This is a genomic window from Adhaeribacter rhizoryzae (genome assembly GCF_008629685.1).
GTDB lineage: Bacteria > Bacteroidota > Bacteroidia > Cytophagales > Hymenobacteraceae > Adhaeribacter > Adhaeribacter rhizoryzae.
In genome coordinates this window covers 91,996-115,240 of the sequence record NZ_VWSF01000005.1, presented here as the reverse complement: position 1 = coordinate 115,240, position 23,245 = coordinate 91,996, and the positions used below count along the sequence as shown (strand labels likewise).

Sequence of the window (23,245 nt, the reverse complement as noted above, 5' to 3'; positions counted from 1 at the left end):
ATCGCGGGCGCCTCGCCCGTGATAGTCCTGTCCGGCCTCTGGCAGAAATTAAAACCTTATAATCTTTGGCCGCTCAAAACTTTGTCGATGGTAATATTAATTCGCTCGGCTTTGGTGTCTTCTGTTTTAGCTGCATAAATCCAGTCCAGAAACTCTTTTTGCCAGCCTTCCGGCAGGCTGATAAATTTTTCGTAAGCTTCCGACTCAGTGTTTAAGCAATCTATTATTTCCTTCGGAATTTCTAAAACAGATTCATCCGGGTATAACAAAATCTGAACGGTATCGCCGGCCTGTTTTGTAATTTTTTTCCGAATTTCGGCTTTTACCGGCAAAAACACCCGACCAAGACCCATAGGCGCTAGTTTCAGGCCGCTAAATTCATAATCGTCGATTTTGCCCTTAACCTTTATCCAACCAAAGTTAGTTTTCTTAGTTGGCAGCACATCCGGAATTTCGGCATACGTCCAACCACCTTTTCCCGGAAACTTCTGCAGCAAATATTCATTCTGGACTAAAGGTTTTTTCATTTCAATTTTGTTTTCTGGGGATTAGTCAAGAAAGTCTAAAGTCAGCAGGTATTGTAAAGTTAATTAATTTATGATTTGTATCTTTATACAAAAGCTAACGGTTTCCGGCTTAGCGATGTGGCGGATTTTTAGCTCAAAATTCAATAGAATTTCTAATGCTGAACCTTGTACAAATGTTTCATAGAAGCACTTCTTCCGTCACATTACCAAACCGATGTTAGCGGCGCGCTGTTTTTTTCTTACTTCGTCCACGATATAGAATCAGTAATTTGTTTAAACTTCTTTGGTCTGTATCGTAGTCATCAATTTGCAAATGTTCTGCTCCGTCTGGATGGTCGTAGGTTAAATAATAATGAGTATGTTTTCCTGAACCTTCGTTAATTACTTCTTCGTTTTCAATGTCATTCCAATCGTAAAAGTCTGTCGAGATAGTTTTAATCCCTTTGTCGTTTAATATAATTTGAGGTTCAGTATTTGTTGCTTCTTTATACTCTTTGAAACCAAAATATGCACCAACAATTGAAAGTATAGAACCCAGAATATAACTGTCTGTTTCTAGAAGTAGATAAATACCAACGCCTAAACAGCCTAACATGGCTGCCATTTCTACAAAATTTTTACCTTTTGAATAGTAAATTACAGTTTCATTAGTCACTCTTAAGTCGTCTTGAAATAAGTCGTCCTGCCTGAATTTATTTTGAAGCAAACTTAATTTTTCTTTGTCAGTTGCAGTGCGAATTTCGGTTTTTTCAAAAATGCTATTGTCTGCCCAAACTAGTTTTTCTTGAATTGCTCGTTTTTTAAGTTCGTGAACATTTCGAACATTATCGAAAGCCCAAAGTCGCCACTTTGTTATCATAAAACTCCACCAAAGCCAAGCAAGTATAAATGCAAGAACAAACCCAACCGGAAAACACCAAGTTGGAATAAGTTTTTGTACGCCCAAATAAAGTGTAAGTCCAATAATCCCGAACATAATTACCATTACAGGATAGTTAACCATTCTATGACCTTTTGAAATTGCTTCGTCAACAGTTACTGTTTTGTTCATAAATTTTGTCTTTTTTACGGGGTCACTCTACAATGACCGCTAACGTGTTACCTAAATGACGGGTGGGGACTTAAATTAAATTTCCCTGCCCACAACTGGAACGGTTGTAGCAATCTATTCTTTCCCAATTTAATAAAACCTAGCTACCATTTAGGTTTTGTTATGTGCAAGCATTTTTTCATCACACGGATTTGACGATGAAGTCGTAAGAGTGTTCTGTATAATACAAAGGCAAGTTTGCCCAATTCATTTTTTGGCTCTTTGCCTCAAGATGAGCAGCTCGCATCAACTCCATGAACCTTGCGATGACGATTTGCTCGCACCAGTCTCTCGCGTCCTGTAATTCGTCTGTGTCGGGCTCTATGTTCTCAAATGCATCCTGTAGGATTTCATACCCGCCTATTACATATTCTTCCGTGGTTATTGTTTCAAGGCTTACCTCGGAAAGCCAATCCATATCCTCTGGATCAAGCCCACCATCCTCGCTAAACGCGAATCCGTCTATGTACCACATGTCAGTGTTGATATCGAATTCGTTCATTTCAAAATAGAGAGCCTTTACTTCCAATCCTTCAGAAACCGATTCGTGGAAGTTACCTATCCAATTTGCCAGGCCAACTGCGTGGTGCATAAGAGACTTACCAAGAATTGAGTGGAATTTTGTAGTCGGGATATTTTGCAGTGCTTCTTCTGCTATACTTATTGCTGTTGGGTGATCGTGTTTCTCTAGGTAGGGATTTATTTGCTCTGCAAAATCAAAATTCATGTTCTTTTATTTTATCAAGGATTGTTTCTGCTGCCTGCACATAACTAAAGTATAAACGGAGTTATTCCGGTTATCTGCACTATGTGTGGATGACTGGCTATCCTGTTTTTATATGATTTTTAAAATTTTCAGAAGCCAAAGCTAGTCTTTTAGTATCAGGAGCAATATAATAAAATTCTAATATTAATAGAATTAGTTCTTCATTTATATCAAAATAGTGGCTGTACTTTATTATGAATTTACTTTTTTTAGTTTCCCCAGTAACACACCGCCATAACTCCTTGATAAAGCAGGTTCATTAATATTTATAAATTTAAATTTACCCGCGTAAAAACCCGGGTATTAACCATCACCAATGCTTTAACCTTTTAGATCTGGTAAAACAAATTAGTGGTTGGTTCAGAAGTGGTGGGTACTGGTTACAAAACATTAAAAACTGATAGAACAAAAAAGCCGGCTAAATCAATGGCCGGCTTCTTTGTTCTATTCTGCTTTACCTTCTTTATTCTGCTTTATCTTCTTTATTCTGCTTTATCTTCTTTATTCTGCTTTATCTTCGTTTTTACTTTCGTCGTGAGCTGTTGCATTTTGAGAACCAAATTTGCCACCGAAGAAATCGCCTTTGTTCCAGGTGGGCCGTTTGGTGTCGTTGGCGGTGAGATAGCCAATCAGGAAGTTGGTTTTTACGTGCATGGCCGCGGCATTAAAATCAAATGGCTGGTTCATGTCGTCTTGGGGTTTGTGGTAAATGGTTTTGCGCCACTCCGCAATAATTTTTGCGCCATCTTTGTTTGGGTCGCCGGTAATAATGCCGCCTTTAATAAACAGGGCCGGAATACCTTTTTTTATAAAGCTGTAATGGTCGCTGCGGGTAAATACCACTTCTTCGGGGGCTGGGTCCGGGGTAATTTTCAGGTCTAAATATTGGGCAGTGGCTTCTACGGGGCCGCGTAAGCTGGAGTGCTGAATGCCGTGCGGAATAATATCGCGGAGCGGGTAAAAGAAAAACGGCATATCAATGGCCAGATTAGCCACCAAACTACCATTGGGTACGGTAGGGTTACTGGCAAAATAATCGGAGCCTTGCAAACCCAACTCTTCGCCGGTGCACGACAAAAATATTACCGATCGCTTAGGTGCTTTGGACAAGCTCTTAAAAGCGCGGGCCGTTTCAATTAAAAATGCCGAACCCGAAGCATTGTCGTGGGCGCCGTTGTTAATGGAGTCGCCGTTTACCGGTGCCGATAGCCCTAAATGGTCGAGGTGGGCGGCGTAAACCACGTATTCGTTTTTCAGAACTGGGTCGCTGCCGGGCAAAATACCTACTACATTGTAACTCGGAATATTGGAATATTTGGTGGTAGTGGTTAAGCTAACTGTAACCGGCAGCGTACGGGAAGCCGGCTTACCATCTCTTAAAGCAGCTGCCGCCTGCAATAAATTAGTGCCGGAACCAGTAAAAAAGCTATCGCCTACGCCTTGGGCTACCGCCGCTAATCCTTTTAACGCGGGCAAATACGTATTAGGGGTGCCATTGGGGCCGGCCCACCAGGTGCTGCCTGCGCGTACGCGTTTGGCATAAGCATTCCAGGTGGCGTTGTTTTCGCCGGCGGCTATTACGGTAATTACGCCTACGGCTCCTTTTTGCGCGGCTATACTGTTTTTAGTTGCGGCCGAGGAGAAATAAGCTTTTTCGTTGTTCGGAAATTTGGCCGGTGCGCCGGAGATAAACATAACAATTTTACCGCGCACGTCCTGGTTGGCGTAATCATCGTAGTTTAATTCAGGAGCCGAAACCCCGTAACCTACAAATACCACCGGCGCACTTACCTGGCTTTGCGGCAGGCCCATATTCGGCTGCAAAACAAAATCCGTAGCAAAGGTTAAAATTTGCTCCTGCCCGTTCCGGGTTACTTTAAAAGCGCTCTGGGCTTCGGTTACTACACCGGAGCGCAAAGGTACGGCCTGCAAATAGGTATTTTTATCGCCGCCGGGTTGTAATCCAAGGCTGGCAAATTGAGTAGCCATATAGCTTGCCGCAATACCAAAACCAGGTTTACCAGGCCGGCGGCCAGCTAATAAATCATCCGACAAAAAAGTCATGTGGGCTTTAATGGCTTCCGGATTTACGTTGTTTACGACTTGCTTTACTTCTTTGGCTTTTAGTTGCTTCTGGTATTGGGCCCGGCTGCTAAAAGGCACGAGTAAACTAATCAGAAATATTATTGGTAACAATTGGGTCTTTGTAAATAGCCCCTTATTAGCTGGTTTAAGCGAAAGTTCTGAAAATAATTGCATCTATTATTTATTTAAACATCAAGAGTTACCGGCTTAGCCTTTTTACTCCTACAAAATTTTACAAAATAAGTTTAAAACACCGGCTTTCCATAATCAAATTAAGCTGTTCTTACAAAACCACCAAGCTTGGTAAAACAAACAATCGTGTATTTTCCTGTTTAACCTTATTTATTATTTACTAAATTACCGCGGCCGGTTAGTCCGGCAAACTTACTAACGGCGCTGCCACCGGCCCTAACGCATTATTTTACCTTTTCTGGCTGGCAGCACAGGTTAATTCTTAATTACAATATTTATTTTTCAACTATATAAAGGCTTCGGCCGGCTTAAAAAGTTCTTTTGATGGAAAATTCTGAAAAAAAACTCCGCAGCACCGAGTGGTTTGGCAAACGCGACAAAATGGGTTTTATTTACCGTAGCTGGATGAAAAACCAGGGCTTGCCCGACCACGAATTTGACGGACGCCCGGTAATCGGTATTTGTAACACCTGGTCGGAGCTTACCCCTTGCAACGCCCACTTCCGCGAAATTGCCGAACGTGTAAAGCGCGGTGTATTCGAAGCTGGTGGTTTCCCATTAGAATTCCCAGTAACCTCACTCGGCGAAACATTAATGCGCCCCACCGCCATGCTGTACCGCAACCTGGCCAGTATGGATGTAGAAGAATCGCTCCGGGCCAACCCGCTGGATGGCGTAATATTACTCGCCGGCTGTGACAAGACCACCCCCTCTACCTTAATGGGTGCCGTAAGTGTAGATATTCCGACGCTGGTAGTTTCGGGTGGGCCAATGCTGAACGGGAAATACCAGGGCCGCGATATTGGTTCGGGTACCGATGTTTGGAAATTCAGCGATGATTTGCGTACCGGTAAAATTACCCTGAAAGATTTTATGTTAGCCGAAAACTGTATGTCCAGGAGCAGTGGCCACTGTATGACCATGGGCACGGCCTCTACCATGGCTTGTATGGTAGAAGCGCTGGGTATGACGTTGCCGGGCGGCGCCGCTATTCCGGCCGTAGATGCCCGTCGTAAAATATTGGCCCACATGGCCGGTATGCGCATCGTGGAAATGGTACGGGAAGATTTACGGCCATCTCAAATATTAACCCGCGAGGCTTTCGAAAATGCCATTATGGTAAATGCCGCCGTGGGTGGTTCTACTAATTTTATCATTCACCTACTGGCCATTGCGGGCCGCGTGGGCATAGAACTGGAACTCGAAGATTTTGACCGCATTGGCAGCCACATTCCGTTTTTGGTAAACCTGATGCCCTCAGGTAAATTTTTGATGGAAGACTTTTACTATGCCGGTGGCGTACCCGTGGTTATGAAAGAACTAGGCGAGCGTTTGCACCTGGATGTTAAAACCATTAATGGCTTAACGCACCGCCAAAATATTGAAGATGCCGTTTGCTACAACCGCGAGGTAATATTCCCAATTGAAAAACCAATTCTGGAACACGGCGGCACCGCCGTGGTAAAAGGTAATTTATGCTCGAATGGGGCCGTCATTAAACCATCGGCCGCTACACCCGCGCTTATGCAGCACCGGGGCCGCGCCGTTGTTTTCGAAAGCATCGAAGATTACCACGCCCGCATCGACGATCCGGATTTAGATATTGACGAAACCTGCATCATGGTGTTAAAAGGCGTTGGTCCGCGGGGTTATCCGGGTATGCCCGAAGTAGGTAATATGGCCCTGCCGAAGAAATTATTGGCTAAAGGCGTTACAGATATGATCCGGATTTCGGATGGTCGCATGAGCGGTACGGCTTTTGGTACCGTATTCCTGCACGTTTCGCCGGAGTCGGCGATTGGTGGAACGTTGGCCTTGGTGCAAAACGGCGATTTTATAGAAGTAGATGTGGCTAACCGCCGTTTACACCTCGATATTCCGGACGACGAATTAGCGGCTCGCCGCGATTTGTGGGTAGCGCCGCTGCCGCATACCGACCGTGGTTACGTTGGTTTATATTGCCGCCACGTACAACAAGCCCACCAGGGTGCCGATATGGATTACCTGGTTGGCAACTCCGGTTCGGCCGTGCCCCGCGATTCACATTAATATGAAACTATTGTTCCCTTTATCTCGGAACTAGTTTTAGTAATTAAATTATAATGAAATTAAATTTAAGTAATTCACTCCTGTCATTCAGAAAGAAACTTTTTGGCTGTCTGCTACATAATTTCCTCCTGAATGACATGAGTAAAAACCAGGTATCGAAAAAATATTAACCAGTTATTAGGTCACATCCGGTACTTATAATAGCAGCTAGAATTTTAACAATTAATAACCCCAAGAAGCCTTAAACTATGAAATTATATCGTTTAAAAAGTGGTATCCTGCTGGAGCACGAAAACAATTATTATTTAACCCTGGAGGTAGATTGGGACCGGTTGCTGAACCAGGAAAATTTGTACAAAGAACTTCAATCCGAAATAAACGGCAACAAACCTATTACCAATGCCGAAAAATTATTGCGCGAAGAAATATTGCCTCCTATTTTAAGACAGGAAGTATGGGCTTCGGGGGTTACGTATTACCGCAGCCGCGATGCCCGCATGGAAGAATCGAAAGATAGTGGCGGCGGCGATTTTTACGATAAAGTTTATGATGCCGAGCGGCCCGAATTATTTTTTAAAGCTACCGCTGCCCGTACCGTTGGTTCCGGCGATTTGGTAAACATCCGCAAAGATTCTACCTGGAATGTGCCGGAGCCGGAACTAACCTTGTTTATAAATTCCAGAGGCGCCATCAGTGGCTATACCATTGGCAACGACATGAGTTCGCGCAGCATCGAAGGCGAGAACCCGCTTTATTTGCCGCAGGCCAAAACCTACGACCGCAGCGCGGCGCTGGGCCCTTGCATTTACGTGCCTTCTACCCGTATTTCGCCGGATACTAACATTACCCTGGAAATAATCCGGAAAGACACAACCGTTTTTACCGACAGCATCCGGATAGACCAGATAAAGCGCTCCCACGACGAACTGGTAGAATATTTATACCGCGAGTGTTCTTTCCCGTACGGCTGTTTCCTGATGACTGGCACCGGCATTATTCCGCCTTCCAAGTTTACCTTAGCCAGCGGCGACGAAATCCGGATTTCCATTGATGAGATTGGCACCCTGATAAATAAAGTTGCTTAATACTGAATATTATTCTTCTAATAGCTCAAGTTTAGCAAAACGCAACCGGGGGCTAAGGATGCCAGAAGAAAGCCCCGGCTTTTAATATTATTTTGAAATATTACTTCAAACCGAAGTATTATACTTAAGCTTAAATTTATGACTGTAACCCAAAATATTAAACCCAAAACCTTTTTCGGCATTAACCCCAGAACCGGCCAAACCTTAACGCAGGAGTTTACCGAATCTACTACCGAGGAAATAAATAATGCGGTGGAACAGGCCGAAGCAGCGTTTGATGCTTACCGCGCTAAAACGCCGCAGGAAAGAGCTGCTTTCCTGGAAAAAATAGGGGAAGAAATTATGGGTATTGGCGAAACATTAATTAAAACCTGTGCAGAAGAAACTGGCTTACCCGAAGCCCGCCTGACCGGTGAACGGGGCCGGACGGTAAACCAGTTAAAATTATTTGCCGAGTTGTTACGGGAAGGCTCCTGGGTACAAGCTATTATAGAAACTGCCCAACCCGACCGGCAGCCATTGCCCAGACCCGATACACGTAGTATGCAAATTCCGCTGGGGCCAATAGGTGTTTTTGGGGCCAGTAATTTTCCGTTGGCATTTTCGGTAGCCGGCGGCGATACGGCCTCGGCGCTGGCAGCCGGTTGCCCGGTGGTTGCGAAAGCGCATCCGGCGCATCCGGCCACTTCGCAGTTGGTTGCCGAAGCCATTTTGCGGGCAGTGGCCGCTACCAATATGCCGACCGGGGTATTTTCTGTAATACAAGGTCCATCGGTAGAAGTAGGCATAACGCTGGTGCAGCACCCATTAATTAAGGCCATTGGTTTTACGGGTTCTTTCCGGGGCGGCAAAGCAATTTACGATGCAGCCGTACGGAGGCCGGAGCCTATTCCGGTGTACGCCGAAATGGGCAGCACCAACCCGGTATTTGTTTTACCCGGTGCCCTGCAAGAACGTAAAGAAGCGCTGGCTCAAGGTTTAGTTAATTCTATTACCATGGGCGTGGGGCAGTTTTGTACCAATCCGGGTTTGGTTATTTCGCTTGCTTCCGACGACACAAACACCTTTGTAACAAAAGCCGGCGAAATATTAACGGCGGTACAGCCGGGCACCATGTTAACGCCAACTATTAAAAATGCTTACGACCAGGGCGTGCAAAAATTAAGCAGTGTAAGCAATGTGCAGGTAATCGCCCGCGGCCCAGCTACTGAGGATAGTTGCGCCGGTTCGGCCCATCTCTTAAAAACCGATGCCGCTACTTTTGTGGCCAACCCCGAATTAGCCGAAGAGGTTTTTGGTCCGTCGTCGGTGGTAATTACCGCCGATACCAAAGAACAACTCCTGGAAATTGCGCGTAACCTGCACGGCCATTTAACAGCCACTATTCATGGCACACCCAACGATTTAGAAGAATATCGGGAGTTAATTAGTGTGCTGGAACGCAAAGTGGGCCGCTTACTTTTAAATGGCTACCCAACCGGTGTGGAAGTTGGCCACGCCATGGTACACGGCGGTCCTTACCCTGCTACTACCGATGCCCGTAGCACCTCAGTAGGAACCGCAGCCATTAACCGCTATGTGCGGCCGGTTTGCTACCAGGATTTTCCGGAAAACCTATTACCCGCCGCGCTGCAAAATGCTAACCCTTTAAACATCTGGCGAAAAGTAAACGGAGCTTTTTCACAAAAACCGGTTAGCTGATGCAGGAAGGATGCACTAATATTTAACATGTAATTTAATGTATTTTGAATGGGTAGTAGCCGGCGTGTTGCTACCCATTTTTTTTGCTCTAATAATTAAAGTAGGGGTAACTTATTTTCGAAATCCAGAAAACAGGTTTCCTTTTAACTGCTGCTATTGCTTAAGTTATCGCTTGTTCCTCTAAAATATTAATTAAAGCTATTATAGATAGTACCACAACCTATCGGAATTAATTATTTGGGAAAAGGCATCTTAGTTCCTTGCCTAAGTTCAGGAAGGGTCAGAAGTAATTGATTTTCTTAGATTAATCTCTGGCAAGTTCTCTCCCCGGCTACATCCGGAATAAGCATAATCTTGATATGTTTCTATACAACTATGCTCCTCAACGCCAGTACAAATAAACAATGTTTAAGAATAATAACTTACAGCTATAATATTTTCAAAGCCTAATAGCAATTATTGAAATATAATTAAAGTTACAAAAAATAATTGTTTTTTCTTATATTAATCTTTAAAATTGAAGAAACAATAATTTTAAATTAGCACAAATCGTATAGATGATAAATAATACAAATCTCACCTGATTTATACTTATTTAATTTATTACTATTAGAGCACGTGTAAACAAATGCTTTTAGCGCGTTAACACTGGTTTTAATAAGCAATTTTGTGTACATCATATATAACTTATTTATTATTTTTTCTAATAAATTTTAAATTTATTTAATCTAAAATATAACTTAATCTTTTTAAATAATTAAAGCACCTTACATAGAATTATGAGCAAAATTTACACTTAGAATAATCTCATTTTTACCTTCCTGACCTTTAATCTACCAAGCTTATCCAACCACTAAATATGTTAACTTCATGAAAAGACAATTTCTAAAAATTGCCTGGCTGATAGGGCCTTTGGGTTTAAGTACCCTGGTCTTTAAGCCGGCTGCTTACGCCAAAGATCATACTGCTGATCTTTACAACAAACTGCACTACCTTAACAGGTCGCCCTATGCTCCGGGCGATGTTCAAGGTGAAAACTTAAAAAATTACCCGTATTTTATTAATAATTCAGCCAACGAAAAAAATACGGCGGTTGGCAAAAGCACCAAGCAAGTGCAGCTTACGGTTACGGGTAAAGTTACCTCCCCTACCGGCGAAGGTTTGCCCGGCGTAACAGTAGTTCTAAAAGGTACCACCATTGGTGCCACTACAGATGTTGAGGGAAAATATTCGCTTAACGTGCCGGATGCCAGCAGCCAGGGCACGCTGGTTTTCTCCTACATTGGCTTTGTAACCCAGGAAGTACCGCTTAATGGCCGCACAACCGTAAACGTATCTTTGAAAGATGATGCAAAGGCTTTGGAAGAAGTGGTGGTGATTGGTTATGGTACCCAAACCAAACGCGATTTAACCGGTGCGGTATCGCAGGTAAAAGCCACGCAACTCGAAAATGAAAACCCCAACTCGGTACAGGATGTGCTGCGGGGAAATATTGCGGGCTTAAACGTTGGGTTAGATGCATCGGCTAAAGGCGGTGGCAGCTTACAGGTTAGGGGCCAAAACTCGCTTAATGCGGGTTCCAGCCCTTTAATTGTACTCGATGGTATTATTTATTACGGTGCTTTATCGGATATTAACCCCAACGACATTGAAACCATAGATGTGTTAAAAGATGCCAGCTCGGCCGCCGTATACGGGGCAAAGTCAGCGTCGGGGGTAGTATTAATTACCACCAAAAAAGGCAAAGAAGGCAAGCCCGTCGTTAATTTTGATGCCAGCGTGGGTACTGCCACTATGAGCGCAAACGAAAAGGTTTACGACCCGAATGGCTTTATTTCGTGGCGCGAAGATGTGCAGAACAGCCGCGACGTTAAAGCAGCCCCGTATCATTATGCCAACCCTAACTCCCTGCCTTCGGATATTTCCTTAGCTACCTGGCTGGCCGGCGCCACCGGCGACCCGAACGATGTGTGGCTGCAGCGCTTAGGCTTTAACCCGATTGAAATTCAGAATTACAAAGACGGCAAAACCGTAAACTGGTACGACATGGTATTTCAGAACGGCAAGCGCCAGGATTATAATGTAAGCCTATCGGGTAAAAAAGAAGGGGTTTCGTATTACATGTCGTTGGGCTACCAGGATAACGAAGGTATTGTGGTAGGCGACCGTTTTGAAACCATCCGGAGCCGCATTAACCTGGAAGGAAAAGTAAATAAATTTTTAACGGTGGGTTTAAACACCCAGTTTGCCGATCGCGACGAAAGTCAGGTTACCGCCGACTGGGGTAGAATTGTAAATAATTCGCCTTGGGGTTCTGAATACGATGCCGACGGCAAATACCGGTTAAGCCCGGTAGATGAGCCCGGCGGCGGCTCCCGCCATCCGTTTCTGGATATGTCGTACACCGACCGTACGCGTAAATTTACCACCCTTATTTCGAGTATTTACGGCAAAGTAGCTTTACCATTTGGGGCCACTTACCAAATAAACTTCTCGCCGCGTTTTGAGTGGTTCCGTTACTATAATCACCAGTCGGCACAGCATCCGGAGTGGAAACTTCGGGGTGGTATGGCCAGCCGGCAGCAAAGCCAGGTATACAACTGGCAAGTAGATAACCTGATAAAATGGAATAGAAAGTTTGGCTCCCACGATGTTGATATAACCTTACTGGCCAATGCCGAAAAATTCCAGAGTTGGGATAACAGTATGAACAACGAAGGTTTTAACCCTGGCGATCAGTTGGGCTACCATAATATTGGCGCCGGTATTAAACCAACCATTAGCAGCAACGATGAGTACAGCACCGCCGACGCTTTAATGGCGCGGGTATTTTATTCGTTTAAACAACGTTACCTGCTTACCTTATCTACCCGCCGCGACGGCTACTCGGCTTTTGGCCAGGCCAACCCACGGGCTACTTTCCCATCGGCGGCCTTTGGCTGGATATTCACCGACGAAAACTTTTTAAAATCGGCTCCGGCGCTAAGCTGGCTTAATTACGGTAAACTGCGGCTTTCGTGGGGCGTAAACGGTAACCGCGATATAGGCCGCTACGTGGCTATTTCGGATTTAACCAGTGGCAAATATTTATTAGTACGGCCCGATGGCACAGTTTACCCGGTTTCGCAATTATACGTAAACCGCATGGCCAACCCTGGTCTGCAATGGGAAAGAACCGAATCGGTGAACGCCGGTTTAGACTTTGGCTTGTTTAACAACGTAATAGACGGCAGCATAGAGGCTTACAAGACTTCTACCACCAACCTGTTAGTAGAACGCACCTTACCCGATATTCTGGGGTTTAACTGGGTTTACGACAACTTAGGCGAGGTACAAAACAAGGGTATTGAATTAACGCTGAACTCCCGCAATTTTAATCGCGATAATTTCTCGTGGAACTCTTCGGTTAATTTCTCGCTGAACCGCAATAAAATTGTGCATTTGTACGGCGATATGGTTGATGTTACTGATGCCAACGGCAATGTAATTGGCCAGAAAGAACGCGACGATGTTTCGAACAGTTGGTTTATTGGCCATGCCATTGACGAAATTTGGGGCCAGCGGATATTAGGCGTATGGCAGGAAGAAGAAGCCGAAGAAGCGGCGAAGTACGGCGTATTCCCCGGCGACTTTAAAATTAAAGACGTAAACGGCGACTACAAATTTACCGATGCTGATAAAGAATTCCTGGGCTTCCGTAACCCCCGGTTCAGATGGACGCTGCGCAATGAGTTTACCTTCTTTAAAAATATTAACTTCTCTTTTATGATGTACTCCTACTGGGGGCACATGAATACTTTTAATCAGGCTAAAAACAACAGTGGCTTCCTAGATCGGTCCAGCTCTTACGTAGTACCTTACTGGACACCTGAAAACCGCAAAAATGATTACGCCCGGCTTTATTCCAGCAACGGCGGCGCCAGCTTTGATGTATTCCGGAAAAAATCCTTAATCCGGTTAGATAATATTTCCCTGGCCTATACCCTGCCCCAGACTCTTATCCAGCGAGCCAGTATTCAGAACATGCGCGTGTATTTCTCTACCCGTAACGTTGGATTTTACGCGCCGGAATGGAACTTTTGGGATCCGGAAAACAGCGGCCCCACCCCCAGAACGTACACCCTGGGCCTTAACCTGACTTTATAGTATTTGCAATTAATTAGCGTTACAAAATGAGAAGAATATATATAAAATCAATTTCCTTTTTGCTCCTTACGGGCTTAGCCGCTTTTGGCATAAGCAGTTGTAAAGAAGATTTTCTGGAGCCCAAGCCACTTTCTTTTTATGCTCCCGAAAATACTTATACCAATGCGGCCGGTATGAAAGCGGCCTTGGTAGCCGGCTTGCGCAACATGCGCTACGAGTGGTACGGCGATAACCCGCCTATTGTAACCGAGCATATATTTTCGGAAGTGGCCGTAGAAGGTACCACCGATAAATCGGGCCCGGCCCAGGATTTGAATTTGCTCATTACTCCGGATGCTCAGCTTAACCACATCGATTATAATAAAATTGGCTGGTACTGGTACGAAGGTTTTAAAGGTATAAAATACGCCAACGTGGTAGTAAGCCGGATAGACCAGGCAAAATATACCTCAGAAGCCGAAAGAAATGCGGTGTTGGGCATGGCCTACTTCCACCGTGCCTACCGGTATTACCGGTTAACCCAGCAGTTTGGCGATGTACCTTTAATATTAACCGAAATTCAGGAGCCCAAACTCGATTTTTACTCCACCAAGCGCGAGGTAATTCTTAAAAAAATGAAAGAAGACCTGGAGTTTGCCGAGCAATGGGTACCCGATAACGTAGATAAAGGCGAAGTTACCAAAGGCGCGGTTAGTCATTTATTAACCAAAATAAACCTGGCTTTAGGTTTATTCGATGATGCCATTAAATCGGCGAGCAACGTTATTAACGGACCTTATAGATTAATGACTGAGCGCTTTGGTATTAATAAAAGTGATGCTACTAAAAACGTAATCTGGGATTTGCACCGGCCCGAAAACAAAGCTTTAGCCGAAAACAAAGAAGCTTTAATGCTGGTAATAGACCGGATTGCCCTGGAAGGTAACTTCGATGGCGGTATTCAAAGCATGCGTAATGCCGTACCTTACTGGCATAGCAACCGGGTTTTAACGCCTACTGGTATTAAAGGCACCAGCGATAATGCCGCCGCCGAAATTAATCAGATTAATAAATATGGCCGGGGAATTGGCCGTTTACGCGGCACCTGGTATTCTACTCATTCTATCTGGAAAGGCGATGACACGGATCTGCGGCACGCCGAAGGGAACTGGATGGATATGGAAGATTTGGTTTACAACAATCCGGATTTAAAAAAGGTAAACGACCCATATTACGGCAAAAACCTGGAAATGTACCGCAGCAATGGCACGCCAACTGTAACCGATACCATCCGGAACTGGTTTTCCTGGCCGCATTATAAATTATACGTTGCCGATCCGGAACGCGTACAATATACAGGTGGTCATACCGACTGGTACGTATTCCGGTTAGCCGAAACTTATTTATTACGCGCCGAAGCGCATTTCTGGAAAGGCGATTTGGCCAGTGCTGCCGCCGATATTAATGCCGTTAGAACCCGGGCGCAAGCTGCCCCTATTAACCCCGATCAGATAAATATTGGTACAATTCTGGATGAACGGGCCCGTGAGCTTTATTACGAAGAACCACGCAAAACCGAACTTACCCGCATTGCCTATATTTTTGCCATGACCGGAAAACCAGCTTACAACGGCAAAACCTATAACCTGTCCAATTTCTCCGATGATAATTTCTTCTACGACCGGATTATGGAGAAAAATGATTTTTACAATAGAAATGTAGTAACCATTCACGGAGACCGGTACACCATGAGCCCATACCACGTGCTGTGGCCAATTCCCCGGAACGCTATTGTTTCTAACAGCAAAGGCCAGTTGAATCAGAACAAAGGCTACGCCGGTTACGAAAAAAATGTACCACCACTTACCGAAATAACTGAGTAAGCAGGAATATGCGCGTAATATTCTGATTTAGTTTTTTCGACTTTAAAGCCTTAATACCGATAAATTAGACCTTATCGGTATTAAGGCTTTTTTATGTTCGAACCCCACTGAAAAAATATTGCTTATCTACGGCTAGAATAAAAAGCCGCTTTTAACAGCATAACCTGATTACACTTATTTTCTGGCCTTTTCAACAAGTACATCTGTTAACCCTAAGGGCCATAAGTATGCAGCAAGCTAGTTTTAAACCTGCCAGCATCCGTTTTCTACCTGGGGTATAAGAATAATTTAGGCCAACTATTTGCAGGAGAAATGTGTTATGTAAAAATACCGAAAGCTTTTATGTTGTTAAAAAATATAAACCGGGTAATTCGCCCAACCTTTTACTTTTTATTCTTAACATTATTTTTAGCCAGTTGCGGAGGCAAAGAGGCCGTCAAAACTATTTTTCAGAAACGAACCCCGTACGAAGCCTACGCACACGGCTTGCGGGAAGCTAAATTGCACCGTACAACTTTAGGGCAAGCCTGGCTGCTGGCCGGTCAGCAAGCTTTGCGCGACTCGGTGCGGGTAAACTTGCCTTTCCAGGAAACGGCTTACTTCCGGGCCGATAAACCTACGGCAGGGAGTTACAGTTTTCTGGCCAAGCACGGCGAGTTAATAGATATAAAAGTTACTACCCGCACCCAGCAGGATATTAAATTATTCATTGATTTATTCGAGCTAAGCCAAACTTCGCCTTACGAAACCAAGCACGTAGCCGCCGCCGATACCACCACCTTGAGCCTGGAATACCGGGTAGACGAAAATTTACCGCATCTGGTGCGGGTACAACCGGAATTGCTGCACAGCGGCAGTTATACCATTACCATTATAACTAGGCCTTCGCTTTCTTTCCCGGTAAAAGGTAAAAACGGTAAGGCAATCCAAAGTTATTGGGGCGCCGAACGCGATGCCGGTGCGCGCCGGCACGAAGGCGTGGATATTTTTGCGTCGCGCGGGACGCCCGTACTAGCTGCCGCCAAGGGCATCGTGAGCCGGGTAAGCAACACACCTATTGGGGGGAAAGTGGTTTGGCTATCAGATATAAATAACCGGCAAAGTTTGTATTACGCCCACCTGGATTCGCAACTGGTACAAGCCGGCCAGCAGGTAAATATTGGCGACACATTGGGTTTGGTGGGCAATACCGGCAATGCCAGAGGTACCGTGCCGCACCTGCACTTTGGCGTTTATGCTTTTGGGCAAGGGGCAGTAGATCCTTTTCCGTTTATTAACGATAACCGGCAACAACCCACGCCAGTACGTGTACCCGAAGAACAACTAGGCAAATGGGGGCGAACAGCCAAAAATAATATTACCGTTCGGTTAGCGCCAACTGCCAAAGCCACGGCGGTAACCACACTGCCTAAAAATACAGCGCTGCAAATAACAGGTGGCGCAGGCAACTGGTTCCGGGTGCAACTACCAAACGGGCTATCTGGCTACTTACCCCAAAATAGCCTCGAAAGCCTAACCAAACCATTGCGTACCGAAAAGCTAAAAACCGATGTAGAATTGGTTGAGTTACCCAATATGCAGGCACCGCCCATTGCTTTAATAAAAAAAGATTCAACCTTAGCCGTAGTGGCAATTTATGCTGCTTACCAATTAGTTAAACTTACCGATGGCAGTTATGGCTGGTTGCTGACTACGCAATCTTAAACCATTTCGGGCTACTCTTTATATATCTGCGCTTGGTTATACCATATAATCAGTGGGTATATATTATTTTTGCCCTGTTTATTTTGAAGGCAAACCCATATGGCCATTAACCCAAAGGCATTAAAGATTAAAGATTTCGCATATCCACTACCCGAGGAGCGCATTGCAAAGTTTCCACTTGCGGATCGGGCTGCTTCTAAGCTGCTTTTTTACCAGAGAGGCAATATTCAGGATAAGTCTTTTACGGCGCTGCCGGAATTATTACCTTCTGATGCTCTACTGGTTTTTAATAACACCAAAGTAGTACAAGCCCGCTTGTTTTTTAAACGGCCATCGGGTGCTACCATCGAAATATTTTGCCTGGAGCCGGTAGCACCGGCAACCGATATGCAACTGGCCATGCAGCAAACCGCCGGCTGCACCTGGAAATGCCTCGTAGGAAATGCCAAACGTTGGAAAGAGGAAACGCTGGAACTTGCCATTACTTTACCCGACCAAACTATAGGCCATTTAAAAGTTACCAAGAACGATAGATTAGCAGATAGCTACTTAATTAATTTTACCTGGGAGCCCACGAGCCTCACTTTTGCTGATATTCTGGCTACGGCTGGCAATCTGCCCTTGCCGCCTTACCTTAACCGCACGGCTACCGAACAAGATAAACAAACGTACCAAACCGTTTATGCCCAGCAAGAAGGTGCAGTTGCCGCTCCTACTGCCGGTTTGCATTTTAGCCAGGATATTTTTGCTGCTTTAACGGCTCGCAATATTAAAAGCTTACAGGTAACCCTGCACGTAGGAGCCGGCACGTTTAAGCCGGTAAAAGCCGAGGAAATGGCCCAGCACAACATGCACGGCGAAGAAATATTTGTATCGGCGGCAGCCATTAACCAGCTCCTAAACCATTTGCCGCAACCCATTATTCCGGTGGGCACCACTTCGCTGCGTACTTTAGAAAGTTTATATTGGTTGGGGGTAATGCTTCTGCAACAGCCGGCATTATCGCCAGAATATTTGCAGGTGCCCCAATGGCTGCCTTACGAAACTTCGCTTACCCCGGCGCCGGCCGAAGCCTTGACAGCTTTATTAAATTATTTGCAAAAACAGCAACTGGAACACCTGCGCGCTACCACCCAAATAATTATTGCGCCGGGTTATGCTTTTAAACTGGTTAGGGGCCTGGTTACTAATTTTCACCAGCCCGAAAGTACTTTATTATTATTGGTATCGGCGTTAATTGGGGAAGATTGGCGGCGGGTTTATGAACACGCCCTAGCCAATAACTACCGGTTTTTAAGTTACGGCGATTCTTCGCTCCTGCTGCCTTAAGCTGTTTAATATTCTTTAGCGCTTTTCTGTTCTTTTGCCTTCGCTGGTACAGTTTTCTTCTGGAGCAGATTAACCCTTCCGCCCTCCGGGCACCTTCTCTAAATTAGGGAAGGAGTTCGGCCGAACCGGAATATTATGGCATAACTTTGTTGCGGAGGCTTATTAATTGATAATTGAACCTAGAATGGCAGTAACTACAGGCAACTGACAGCAGTTTGGACAGCGAGGGCCTTTCAGGTTTCCGGTGCGCAGCATTGCGAGGTACGAGCAAAGGAAAGATGAGCAGCCCGAGTGGCCAAACGGGGCCCGCCGGCCAGGAGGCTACTTAGGCTGCTGAAAACAGTTAGCACCCCACCATTGAAAGATGGAATCTTTCAAAAGATAAGCAGCTAAACTATTAAGCCAATTAGCACCGTTAGTCCAATATTTTTAAAACCAAATCATCAGATTAAAATTATTGCGCTGTTTGGCTGGTTATATTAAAATCGAATTGGAGACTTAGTTTACCGTCGGTTTCGGCAATGTAACTGAACGTGGTTCTATCGTTGTTAAAAGCCAGCGACCACACATAACTCATTTCGGAGCCCATTAATTGTTTGGTATAGCCATCGGCCGGAAACACCAGCAAGTAACCCGTATCCGGTTCGGTGGTATGGCCGCCGTACAACGAGAAATCGGCCTGCGCGCCATTTGGTCGTTTATTTTCGTGGCGCAGGGTGTAGCCGGTTTGGTCCTGGCCTAATATTAAGGTGCGGTAAATTTTATTATCAATGTAAATCGGCATTCTGATTTCCCGGTCGCTGCACTGGGTTACTTCCAGCCAAATGTCCATTCCCCGGAAAGGCGCTTCGGCCCCTGCCGGGTACAACACCTCGCCGTTAATTCTTTTCCCGCAGAGCAACCGGAGCTGTTTATAAAAACTAAGCGTATTGCCCGCTGCCGCTACCGATTTTCCCGGATTACAACCTGGTAGTATTACCAGCAAAAAACAACATACCAACAAACCCCAATAATATTGTTTCAGGAAAAGGAATTGGTAAAACAGCTTTTGCTTACACCTCGCAGCACTCCCCCTTAAAAAGCCTTGGTTCAAGAAATATGTTTTCAGAATTAAGAAAATTAAACCTGCTCCAAAAATATAAAATTTACTTCAACTAACCCCTACAACAAAGCTAAAAACTAATTAAATAATAAGATTATTTAAAGAAGTAAAAATCCGAAACTGGGTATAATTTTACTGTTTACCAAAAAAGATTAAAATTTTTATACCCAATAACTAGATTTTAAAAATATTCTTCCTTATAATTGCCCTCACAAACACAAATTATGAAAACCAGACAGAACGCTGCTTTTTATTACTACTTCTTTTTTAGTACCTCATCGGGGTGTTAAGGAAAAGTATTGCGTTCAAAAACAAGATATAAAACCTAAAGCCCCGAAATTCGGGGCTTTTTTTTTAACTATGAATCCAAAACCAGTAATCGCTATTCAGGGCGGACCCGCTTCTTTCCACGATGTAGTGGCGCAGCAATATTTTGCGCCTACCGAAATTCAGTCTTTGCCGTGCATGACTTTTCAAAGAGTTTTTGCCAGCGTTAAAAACGGCGAGTCGGATTTTGGCGTGCTGGCCATCGAGAATTCGCTGGCCGGCAGCATTTTGGGTAATTATTCGCTGCTGCACGATTATCCGGTTTCAATTATTGGCGAAGCTTATTTACCGATAGAACAAAATTTACTGGCTTTGCCGGGGCAATCGGTGAAAGATATCCGGGTGGTGCGCTCCCACCCCATGGCTTTGCTGCAGTGCAGCAATTTCCTGGAAGAGCATCCGCACCTGCAGGCCCTGGAAGCCGCCGACACCGCCGAAAGCGCCCGCGAAATCCGGGAAAATAATTTAACCGGCGTTGCCGCTGTAGCCAGCCGGGCCGCGGCCGCCCGCTACGGACTGGATATTCTGGAAGAATGCATTCAGAATTACAAAGATAATTACACCCGGTTTTTAATTATTTCGCGCCAGGCGGCTAAAGATTTGAGCACGGCTAATAAAGCTTCGGTTAATTTCCGGTTGCACCACCGGTCCGGTGAGTTGGCTAAAATATTAGATGTGTTCCGCGATTTAAATATTAACCTGTCGCTGATTCAGTCTATTCCCATTATGAGCAAGCCCAGCGAGTTTACCATTCTGCTGGATTTGGAGTGGGACAATTACGAAGATTTTAAAGCCGCCATTGCCAAAGTAGAACCCATGACGGTAGAAATAAAAATATTAGGCATCTATAAAAGAGGAGTTAAATAAAATGATTATTCCGAAGGCAAACCGCTTAGAGCACGTACAGGAATATTATTTCGCCCGCAAGTTGGCGGAAGTACGGAACCTGATGGCGCAGGGCCACGATATTATTAACCTGGGCATCGGCGACCCGGATATGCCCGCTTCCGACGAAACTGTAGCAGCCCTGACCGAATCGGCACAGAACAAGAAAAATCACGGCTACCAGGCTTACCGCTCTATTCCGGCTTTGCGCACAGCCATGGCTAAGTGGTACCAGCAGGTTTACAGTGTTTCGCTTAACCCCGAAACCGAAATATTGCCGTTGCTGGGCTCCAAAGAAGGGATTTTTCATATTGCCATGGCCTTCCTGAACCCCGGCGACCAGGTGTTGGTGCCCAATCCGGGTTACCCGGCCTATGCCGCCGTTACCAAACTGGTTAACGCCGAGCCGGTTTTCTTTGATTTGACCGAAGAAAATAATTGGTTACCGGATCTGGATGCGCTCCGGAAACTAGATACCTCTAAAGTTAAGCTGATGTGGCTGAACTACCCGAACATGCCCACGGGTGCTTTGGCTTCGGAAACGGACTTTGAAAAAATAATTCAGTTTGCGCAGGAACGGCAGATCTTGATCGTGCACGACAATCCTTACAGCCTGGTTTTGAACGAAAAAGCGCCGATTAGCATTTTACACGCTAAGGGAGCCCTGGATTGTTGCCTGGAACTGAACTCTTTAAGTAAATCTTTTAACATGGCGGGTTGGCGCGTGGGTATGGTTGCCGGAAAGCAGGAATATATAGATGCCATTATTGCGATTAAAAGCAACCTGGATTCTGGTATGTTCTTACCTATTCAGCATGCGGCCATTCAGGCTTTGGCCAACCCCGAAAGCTGGCACGAAGAGCGCAATAATGTATACCGCCAGCGCCGCGAACTGATTTACGAGTTGCTGGATGTACTGAACTGCAAATATTCGAAAGAAGCGACCGGTATGTTTGTGTGGGGCCGCGTACCCGATGCGGTAGAAGATGTGGAAGCTTACCTGAACCAGATATTATACGAAGCCCACGTTTTCCTGACGCCGGGTAAAATATTCGGCAGCAACGGCGAACGCTACGTCCGGGTTTCGGTTTGTGCCACGGAAGAAAATATTCAAAAAGCAATTAACAACATCAAGAAATTACTAATAAATGCTTGATATCAGCTAATTAGCTTTAACAGAATAGAAATATTAAAAATATTATACCTTAAATTTGTAACCTATAACTTTTAACCATATTTATTGCCATGAGTAAACCAACCATCGACCTGCTGCCTACTTCAGCCTTGATTAATGAGGACAGGTCACCCCTAATTATTGCCGGCCCTTGCAGCGCGGAATCCGAAGAGCAAGTAATGGAAACGGCTCGCCTGATTAAAGAAGTACCAGGTGTAACCGTTTACCGGGCTGGTATCTGGAAACCCCGCACGCGTCCGAATAGCTTCGAAGGTATTGGTGTACCCGGCCTGAAATGGTTAAAGCGGGTAAAACAGGAAACTGGCTTAAAAGTAGCCTGCGAAGTTGCCAACACCGCTCAGGTTTTCGAAGCTTTAAAAGCTGGCATTGATATTTTGTGGATTGGCGCCCGTACCACGGTAAACCCTTTCACCGTTCAGGAAATTGCCGATGCCCTGCGCGGCGTAGATATTCCGGTATTGGTGAAAAACCCAGTAAACCCGGATTTACAATTGTGGTTAGGAGCTATTGAGCGTTTAAACCAGGCGGGTTTAAAACAATTAGGTGGTATTCACAGAGGTTTCTCTACTTTCGATAATGCCCCTTACCGGAACATGCCGAAATGGAACAGTGCTATTGAATTCAAACGTTTGGTACCCGAATTGCCTTTAATTTGCGACCCCAGCCACATTGCCGGTAACCGCGAATTATTGCAACCAATTGCCCAGCGCGCCATGGACTTAGCCATGGAAGGTTTAATGATCGAAACCCACGTAAACCCAGCCGTAGCGCTGAGCGATGCTTCACAGCAAGTTACGCCAGCCGATTTGAAAAAATTATTAGCCAGCCTGCGTTTCAGCAAGGTAGATCCCGAAACCGAAGACGATCATTATCAACTGGAAGAAATGCGCCGCAACATCGACCAGTTAGATAAAGAGTTAATGGAAGTGTTTGCACGTCGGGCCCGGTTATCGCGTAAAATTGGCGAATACAAGAAAGAGCACAACATGGCTATTCTGCAGGTAAAACGTTGGGACCAAATTCTGGAAGATATCCTGGAAAAAGCCAACAAAGAAGGTTTAGACGAAAAGTTTGTACGTTCCATTTTCCAGACCGTACACCACTATTCTATCAATATCCAGACTGAAATTGTAAACGGTAAAGCCGACGCTTAATCCTATTTTATAGCTGCTTTCTGGAGCAGTTTTACTGAGTGCCATT

15 protein-coding genes are annotated in these 23,245 nt (G+C 45.0%); 10 read left to right on the top strand and 5 right to left on the bottom strand.

Going from position 1 to position 23,245, the window contains the following annotated elements; all coding sequences use genetic code 11:
* Window positions 1-56 precede the first annotated feature (56 nt).
* The 4 genes from F0145_RS09060 to F0145_RS09045 all read right to left on the bottom strand — a co-directional run bounded on the left by F0145_RS09060 (window position 57) and on the right by F0145_RS09045 (window position 4,579).
* Window positions 57-527 carry a DUF1905 domain-containing protein gene (locus F0145_RS09060; RefSeq protein WP_190277510.1) on the bottom strand — a complete coding sequence of 157 codons (471 nt, stop codon included), beginning with the start codon at window positions 525-527 and terminating at the stop codon, window positions 57-59.
* Between the two features lie 217 nt (window positions 528-744).
* On the bottom strand, window positions 745-1,578 hold the full coding sequence (locus tag F0145_RS09055) for a hypothetical protein (RefSeq protein WP_150088085.1): 834 nt from the start codon (window positions 1,576-1,578) through the stop codon (window positions 745-747).
* A 181-nt stretch (window positions 1,579-1,759) separates the two neighbouring features.
* Window positions 1,760-2,344: a hypothetical protein gene (locus F0145_RS09050; protein ID WP_150088084.1), complete on the bottom strand. Its 585-nt coding sequence runs from the start codon at window positions 2,342-2,344 to the stop codon at window positions 1,760-1,762.
* A 540-nt stretch (window positions 2,345-2,884) separates the two neighbouring features.
* On the bottom strand, window positions 2,885-4,579 hold the full coding sequence (locus F0145_RS09045) for a M28 family metallopeptidase (RefSeq protein WP_223815911.1): 1,695 nt from the start codon (window positions 4,577-4,579) through the stop codon (window positions 2,885-2,887).
* 405 nt (window positions 4,580-4,984) lie between these two features.
* Here F0145_RS09045 and F0145_RS09040 point away from each other — a divergent pair, with 405 nt between their 5' ends.
* The 7 genes from F0145_RS09040 to F0145_RS09010 all read left to right on the top strand — a co-directional run bounded on the left by F0145_RS09040 (window position 4,985) and on the right by F0145_RS09010 (window position 18,536).
* Complete coding sequence (locus F0145_RS09040; RefSeq protein WP_150088083.1) at window positions 4,985-6,709, top strand: IlvD/Edd family dehydratase; 1,725 nt, start codon at window positions 4,985-4,987, stop codon at window positions 6,707-6,709.
* 248 nt (window positions 6,710-6,957) lie between these two features.
* The gene (locus F0145_RS09035) at window positions 6,958-7,794 is read left to right on the top strand and encodes a fumarylacetoacetate hydrolase family protein (RefSeq protein WP_150088082.1); all 837 of its coding nucleotides are present in this window, start codon (window positions 6,958-6,960) and stop codon (window positions 7,792-7,794) included.
* A gap of 138 nt (window positions 7,795-7,932) precedes the next feature.
* Entirely contained in the window at window positions 7,933-9,495 is a 1,563-nt protein-coding gene (locus tag F0145_RS09030; RefSeq protein WP_150088081.1) for an aldehyde dehydrogenase (NADP(+)), read from the top strand.
* Between the two features lie 870 nt (window positions 9,496-10,365).
* On the top strand, window positions 10,366-13,641 hold the full coding sequence (locus tag F0145_RS09025) for a SusC/RagA family TonB-linked outer membrane protein (RefSeq protein WP_150088079.1): 3,276 nt from the start codon (window positions 10,366-10,368) through the stop codon (window positions 13,639-13,641).
* A gap of 26 nt (window positions 13,642-13,667) precedes the next feature.
* Window positions 13,668-15,503, top strand: coding sequence for a RagB/SusD family nutrient uptake outer membrane protein (locus F0145_RS09020; RefSeq protein ID WP_150088077.1), 1,836 nt, complete (start codon window positions 13,668-13,670; stop codon window positions 15,501-15,503).
* A gap of 342 nt (window positions 15,504-15,845) precedes the next feature.
* A complete protein-coding gene (locus F0145_RS09015) occupies window positions 15,846-17,207 on the top strand; it encodes a M23 family metallopeptidase (RefSeq protein WP_190277509.1) in 1,362 nt (453 codons plus the stop codon).
* 99 nt (window positions 17,208-17,306) lie between these two features.
* A complete protein-coding gene (locus F0145_RS09010) occupies window positions 17,307-18,536 on the top strand; it encodes an S-adenosylmethionine:tRNA ribosyltransferase-isomerase (RefSeq protein WP_150088073.1) in 1,230 nt (409 codons plus the stop codon).
* Between the two features lie 454 nt (window positions 18,537-18,990).
* On the opposite strand, the gene F0145_RS09005 is transcribed toward F0145_RS09010, so the two are convergent.
* Window positions 18,991-19,521 (bottom strand): hypothetical protein, encoded by a 531-nt coding sequence (locus tag F0145_RS09005; RefSeq protein ID WP_150088071.1) that lies wholly within the window; start codon window positions 19,519-19,521, stop codon window positions 18,991-18,993.
* 477 nt (window positions 19,522-19,998) lie between these two features.
* On the opposite strand from F0145_RS09005, the gene F0145_RS09000 reads away from it, so the two are divergent.
* From F0145_RS09000 to F0145_RS08990, 3 genes are all read left to right on the top strand, one after another.
* Entirely contained in the window at window positions 19,999-20,832 is an 834-nt protein-coding gene (locus tag F0145_RS09000; protein ID WP_150088069.1) for a prephenate dehydratase, read from the top strand.
* 1 nt (window position 20,833) lies between these two features.
* Window positions 20,834-22,006, top strand: a complete 1,173-nt coding sequence (locus tag F0145_RS08995) for a pyridoxal phosphate-dependent aminotransferase (protein ID WP_150088067.1) — start codon at window positions 20,834-20,836, stop codon at window positions 22,004-22,006.
* 89 nt (window positions 22,007-22,095) lie between these two features.
* A complete protein-coding gene (locus F0145_RS08990; protein WP_150088065.1) occupies window positions 22,096-23,199 on the top strand; it encodes a chorismate mutase in 1,104 nt (367 codons plus the stop codon).
* Window positions 23,200-23,245: the final 46 nt, after the last annotated feature.

Coding starts and splice junctions, on each gene's coding strand:
- F0145_RS09000 (WP_150088069.1), top strand. CDS start 19,999: ATGAATCCAAAACCAGTAATCGCTATTCAGGGCGGACCCGCTTCTTTC.
- F0145_RS09060 (WP_190277510.1), bottom strand. CDS start 527: ATGAAAAAACCTTTAGTCCAGAATGAATATTTGCTGCAGAAGTTTCCG.
- F0145_RS09035 (WP_150088082.1), top strand. CDS start 6,958: ATGAAATTATATCGTTTAAAAAGTGGTATCCTGCTGGAGCACGAAAAC.
- F0145_RS08990 (WP_150088065.1), top strand. CDS start 22,096: ATGAGTAAACCAACCATCGACCTGCTGCCTACTTCAGCCTTGATTAAT.
- F0145_RS09030 (WP_150088081.1), top strand. CDS start 7,933: ATGACTGTAACCCAAAATATTAAACCCAAAACCTTTTTCGGCATTAAC.
- F0145_RS09010 (WP_150088073.1), top strand. CDS start 17,307: ATGGCCATTAACCCAAAGGCATTAAAGATTAAAGATTTCGCATATCCA.
- F0145_RS09025 (WP_150088079.1), top strand. CDS start 10,366: ATGAAAAGACAATTTCTAAAAATTGCCTGGCTGATAGGGCCTTTGGGT.
- F0145_RS09040 (WP_150088083.1), top strand. CDS start 4,985: ATGGAAAATTCTGAAAAAAAACTCCGCAGCACCGAGTGGTTTGGCAAA.
- F0145_RS09020 (WP_150088077.1), top strand. CDS start 13,668: ATGAGAAGAATATATATAAAATCAATTTCCTTTTTGCTCCTTACGGGC.
- F0145_RS09050 (WP_150088084.1), bottom strand. CDS start 2,344: ATGAATTTTGATTTTGCAGAGCAAATAAATCCCTACCTAGAGAAACAC.
- F0145_RS09055 (WP_150088085.1), bottom strand. CDS start 1,578: ATGAACAAAACAGTAACTGTTGACGAAGCAATTTCAAAAGGTCATAGA.
- F0145_RS09015 (WP_190277509.1), top strand. CDS start 15,846: ATGTTGTTAAAAAATATAAACCGGGTAATTCGCCCAACCTTTTACTTT.
- F0145_RS08995 (WP_150088067.1), top strand. CDS start 20,834: ATGATTATTCCGAAGGCAAACCGCTTAGAGCACGTACAGGAATATTAT.